General features: G+C 49.4%; 4 protein-coding genes. 2 read left to right on the top strand and 2 right to left on the bottom strand.

What is annotated here, in order from left to right:
* Together IQ235_RS18600 and IQ235_RS18595 are read left to right on the top strand one after the other, a co-directional pair.
* Positions 1-545, top strand: a 545-nt coding sequence (locus IQ235_RS18600; protein ID WP_502652946.1) for a phosphopyruvate hydratase family protein, incomplete at its 5' end; no start/stop codon positions are given.
* Between the two features lie 55 nt (positions 546-600).
* Positions 601-1458 carry a Uma2 family endonuclease gene (locus IQ235_RS18595; protein WP_319592628.1) on the top strand — a complete coding sequence of 286 codons (858 nt, stop codon included), beginning with the start codon at positions 601-603 and terminating at the stop codon, positions 1456-1458.
* A gap of 338 nt (positions 1459-1796) precedes the next feature.
* Here IQ235_RS18595 and IQ235_RS18590 read toward each other — a convergent pair whose 3' ends face one another.
* Both IQ235_RS18590 and IQ235_RS18585 read right to left on the bottom strand, forming a co-directional pair.
* On the bottom strand, positions 1797-2363 hold the full coding sequence (locus IQ235_RS18590; protein ID WP_264322904.1) for a Uma2 family endonuclease: 567 nt from the start codon (positions 2361-2363) through the stop codon (positions 1797-1799).
* Between the two features lie 88 nt (positions 2364-2451).
* The coding region (locus IQ235_RS18585) for a WD40 repeat domain-containing protein (protein ID WP_264322903.1) at positions 2452-5107 on the bottom strand (2656 nt) is incomplete at its 5' end.

The raw sequence follows: 5107 nt of genomic DNA, 5'->3' as shown, positions 1-5107 counted from the left end.
GCGAATTTTATAAAGACGGGCAGTATACCTACGATGGCAGCGCCCATTCTCCGGCGGAATTAATCGATTATCTGGCCGATTTGGTCGATGGTTTCCCGATCGTTTCGATCGAAGATGGACTCCACGAAGAAGATTGGGATAGCTGGAAACTGCTCACCGAAAAGCTGGGAAGCCGCACCCAACTCGTCGGCGATGACTTGTTCGTTACCAATGCCACCCGATTGAAGAAAGGGATCGATATGGGGGTCTCCAACTCGATTTTGATTAAAGTCAATCAAATTGGCACGCTAACGGAAACTCTAGAAACCATCGATTTGGCAACCCGCAGCAGCTATCGATCGGTCATCAGCCATCGATCGGGGGAAACCGAAGATACGACGATCGCCGATTTAGCCGTGGCAACCCGCGCCGGTCAAATCAAAACCGGTTCTCTGTGCCGCAGCGAACGGGTGGCGAAGTACAATCGCCTGTTGCGGATTGAAGACGAATTGGGCGATCGGGCCGTTTATGCCGGGACCATTGGTATGGGGCCGGTTGTGAGTTAAGGAATGACAAACCCACCCCCGACCCCTCCCGAGAGGGAAGTGAAAGGGGAATTGGTTGGCTTGTGGAATCGGACACCCGATCGAATCCTCCCTCCTCAGAGGAATTCCGTGCCTCTCTAATCCCTGCGTCTCCAATTCCCCTAAGCGCGAGGGGTTAGGGGTGGGTTCGGATTCCTCGATTCACTCACCCAATTCTCCCGTTTCCCCCGAAGCCCTCCACAAGCGATATTCTGAAAAGGAAATATCTGTAAAATTCTGTCTGTTCGTGACTCAACCGAAAACGAACGGTAACGGTACTATGACGATGACGCAAACCCCCCTTCTGACTCCCCCAACTCCCGATCGATCTATTGCCTATTCCGGCATGACTTGGGAACAGTTCGAGCTGGTTCGGGCGGGTTTTGCTAACTCTGCTGGTATTCGGCTGGCTTACTATAACAGCACCATTGAAATTCTTATGCCGGGACGGGACCATGAAGTTTTTAGTCGGCTCATCGGCTTTTTAATTGGGTTATTTTGTCTGGAGAACGATATCGAATTTGAACCCACGGGTTCGATGACTCAAGAGAAAGAAGGAGTGGTTTCGGCTCAGGCAGATGAATCCTACTGTTTCGGGACATCTAAACCCATTCCCGACCTGGTTATCGAAGTGGTATTCACCAGTGGCGGCCCAAACAAGCTCCAGCGATATCAAGCATTAGGCGTGCCGGAAGTGTGGTTTTGGCAAGACGGTCTCTTCAGTCTGTATCACCTGCGAGAGGAGGGTTACGATCGCATTTCCCGCAGCGAAATTCCCGAACTTGCCGCCGCCCTGGATATCGACTTGCTCGCTCGTTGCGTGTTGATGGCTCAGACTTCTCGATTGGAGGCCGCCCGCGAGTTTCGTCAGGGATTTCGATCGACCTTACCCTAAGTGCTATCTGATAGTAAGAGACCATTTATAAAGTGAATATTAAGAACGCTTCACCTCACAAAGCGCGAGTTTTCGTGAGGTACATTCCGTAAGCACTCAGGTATTGGGGACGAACCCAAACCATGTAAGGGCGGGTTTAGCAATATTTGGGAAAACTTGCGGAAAATTTCAAGTCAAAACCCGCCCCGACCGATTGTTACTCTATAGTGGTTCTCGCGCTTTGTCAGTACACATCGAGGGCGGGTTTTGATTGCCAAATCTTAGTGATGGCATAGTTTTTAGCTAAACCCGCCCCTACATTTTTTATCCCTCATGACAATAAGAAACGTTATAAAGGCTTAAAAATCCCACTCTTCAAATAAGTCAGCCACCGCCATCGAAAACCCCGGAATGATGTCTTCTCCATCTAAGCTGTCTTGAGGACGAAGAAAGCGATCGGGTTCGGGGGAATGGTAGACTAAAACGTATTTTTCATCGGGATGAACGACCCAAGCTAAACGAGTGTCATTCTCAAAATATTCGACAATTTTTTCGTGGAGTTCTTCAACGGTATTGTTGGGTGAAAGAATTTCCACGGCTAAATCGGGAGAACCGGGAAAGAAACCCCGTGGCGGACGCTTTAAACCCTGGAGTCGTTCTCTGGCGACAAAGGAAACATCGGGCGATCGCTTATTGCCATTTTTCAGAGTAAATGCCGTACTCGAATCGCAGACAATTCCCAGTTTATGCTCTCGAACGTAAATCGCCAGTACGCCTCCGAGGAACGAACCCATTCCTCCATGTTCCATCCCGGAATTGCCCGTATCCACCAGTTCTCCATTCACCAATTCATAGCGATGTCCGTCTTCGGACAATGCCATCAATTCTTCATCCGTCCAAGTCTTTTTCTCGGTGGAGATAATCATTTTTCAAGTCTTCCGATATATAGAATTTAAGCATTTAGCTATCAGCTTTTGGAAACCCAAAAGAGAAACAACAGGAAATTTTTAATTTTTAATTCTCTTCCACTGCTCCCAGTACCTTTAGCGTCGCTTTCTGCGCTTCTGTCAAACCTGTAACTTCGGTAATATTCATATCTTCATAGGGTCGCGGCGATCTTAGGGTTTTGATGCACTTTCTCGTTTCGATATCCCAAAGTTTAATGGTTTCGTCTCTACTACCACTAGCAAGGGTCTGACTATCAGGACTGAATGCTACAGAATTTACCCAATTCTCATGTCCGAGAAACTGATGAAGACGTTTACCGGTATGAACATCCCACAGGCAAACGGTTTGGTCTTCACCGCCACTGGCAAGAATTAGACCATTGGGACTGAAAGCTATAGACCTCACCCATTGGCTTTCTTCCTGAAACTGTTGGATACATTCACCGGTGCGAACATTCCACAGGCAAATAGTTTTGTCGATGCTACCACTAGCTAAACTTTCACCGTCGGGACTGAAGGCAACCGACCTGGTCCTATTGGTATGTCCCTGAAGCTGATGGAGACATTGACCAGTGCGAATCTCCCATACACAAATGATTCCACTGCCACTAGCTAAACTGTGACCATCGGGACTAAAAGTCACTGACCTTACGATGTTACTACCTTGAAACTGCTGGAGGCATTCACCCGTGGCAACATCCCACAAACGAATGGTTCGATCGTCGCTGCCACTGGCAAGGATTCGACCATCAGGACTAAAGGTTACAGAAAATACCAGATGTGTATGCTCCTGAAACTGATGAATACATTCACCGGTGGTAACATCCCACACGCGAATAGTTGTATCGTCACTACCACTAGCCATGATTCGATCATCACGACCATTAGGACTGAAGGCAACCGACCACACTGGGTTTGTATGTCCATGAAACTGATGAATACATTCACCGGTGTCAACATCCCACAAGCGAATGCTTCGATCGTCACTGCCACTAGCTAAACTGCGACCGTCAGAACTGAAAGCGACTGACCATACTTGGTTTATATATCCATGAAACTGATGGAGACATTCACCGGTGTCAACATCCCACAAGCGGATAGTTCGATCGTCGCTACCACTAGCCAAACTGCGACCGTCGGGACTGAAGGTTACAGAAAATACCTTGTTTGTATGTCCATGAAACTGATGGAGACATTCACCGGTGTCAACATCCCACAAGCGAATGCTTCGATCGTCACTGCCACTAGCTAAACTGCGACCGTCAGAACTGAAAGCGACTGACCATACTTGGTTTATATGTCCATGAAACTGATGGAGACATTCACCCGTGGTAACATCCCACAAGCGGATAGTTCGATCGTCGCTACCACTAGCCAAACTGCGACCGTCGGGACTGAAGACCACAGACCGCACCCAGTTTATATGTCCATGAAACTGCTGGAAGCATTCACCCGTGGTAACATCCCACAAGCGGATAGTTCGATCGTCACTGCCACTAGCTAAACTGCGACCGTCGGAACTGAAAGTTACAGAAAATACCTTATTTGTATGTCCATGAAACTGATGGAGACATTCACCCGTGGTAACATCCCACAAGCGAATGCTTCGATCGTCACTGCCACTAGCTAAACTGCGACCGTCGGGACTGAAGACCACAGACCGCACCCAGTTTATATGTCCCTGGAACTGCTGGAAGCATTCACCCGTGGCAACATCCCACAAGCAGATGGTTCGATCGTCGCTACCACTAGCCAAACTGCGACCGTCGGGACTAAAGGTTACAGATCTTACCCAATCTCCATGTCCCTGTAAGGTTTTGACGCATTGACCGTCGGCAATTCGCCACAGTCGTACCTCGAATTTTGAATCGCCAGTTGCCAAAAGCGTGCCATCGGGACTAAAAGCTACCGAGAGAATACCGCCGAAGGTTTCTGTAAACATTGATTTCGACAAATCCGCACCCGCAAAATTCAGATCGTGCAAATTCCTACCCTGTAGATAAGCCTGCCAAACCGCCAACCCCGAAAAGTCATATCCCGTGACATCCACCTGTAAATAACACAGCAGATTCAAAATATTCCCCGCCGCGTATCCCGGTAGCAAATCCCGTTCCCGCAAATCCGCCAACAACCCCGGCAACCTTGCCGCCAGATTCGGTATCCGTTCCGCCAGGGGTTTGAGAAGCAGCCGAGTTTGGGTATCGCGGACGTAATCCTTCGCCGTCGCCTTCATCAGCGCATGACTGTTGAATAATCCCAATTCCCCCGTCTCGATTTCCCCTGCCACCGACTCGATGAGACGATCGCTCAGATACTCCATTACCACAGATGGCACGATATCCTCCCGCAGTTGGGCCACCGTCACCGGTTCGCGGTTAATTGCCAGCCAGTACAAAATCCCCTGCGCCAACGCCGAAGAGCGATCGAACTGCTCTTGTAACAGCTTGCTAATTCCTCCAAAAATGGCCGCACCTTGAGCCAAAAATTCCGCTACATTGCCCCCAAACAATTCTTTGATGGAAGTGGCGATAATATTCAGCGCCAGGGGATTGCCGCTATAGAGTTCGATGAACCGAGTCAGTTCCGCCTCCGTCCCCGATAATCCCTTTGCCGTCAGGATATCCCCCGCTTCCCCGTGTAATCCCGCCAAGGTTAACGTCCGCACCGGCAGAGTCTCCCCTTCCATCACCGCAACTTCGGCAGGTTTCTCCCGACTCGTCACC

Origin of the sequence: Zarconia navalis LEGE 11467, from assembly GCF_015207075.1 — a bacterium.
Lineage (GTDB): Bacteria > Cyanobacteriota > Cyanobacteriia > Cyanobacteriales > Geitlerinemataceae > Zarconia > Zarconia navalis.
Note: the sequence above shows the minus strand (reverse complement) of the source record. Positions and strands in the feature narration are given on the sequence as shown.

Excerpts from the sequence above, each read along its gene's own strand:
- IQ235_RS18590 (WP_264322904.1), bottom strand. The coding sequence starts at position 2,363 with ATGATTATCTCCACCGAGAAAAAGACTTGGACGGATGAAGAATTGATG.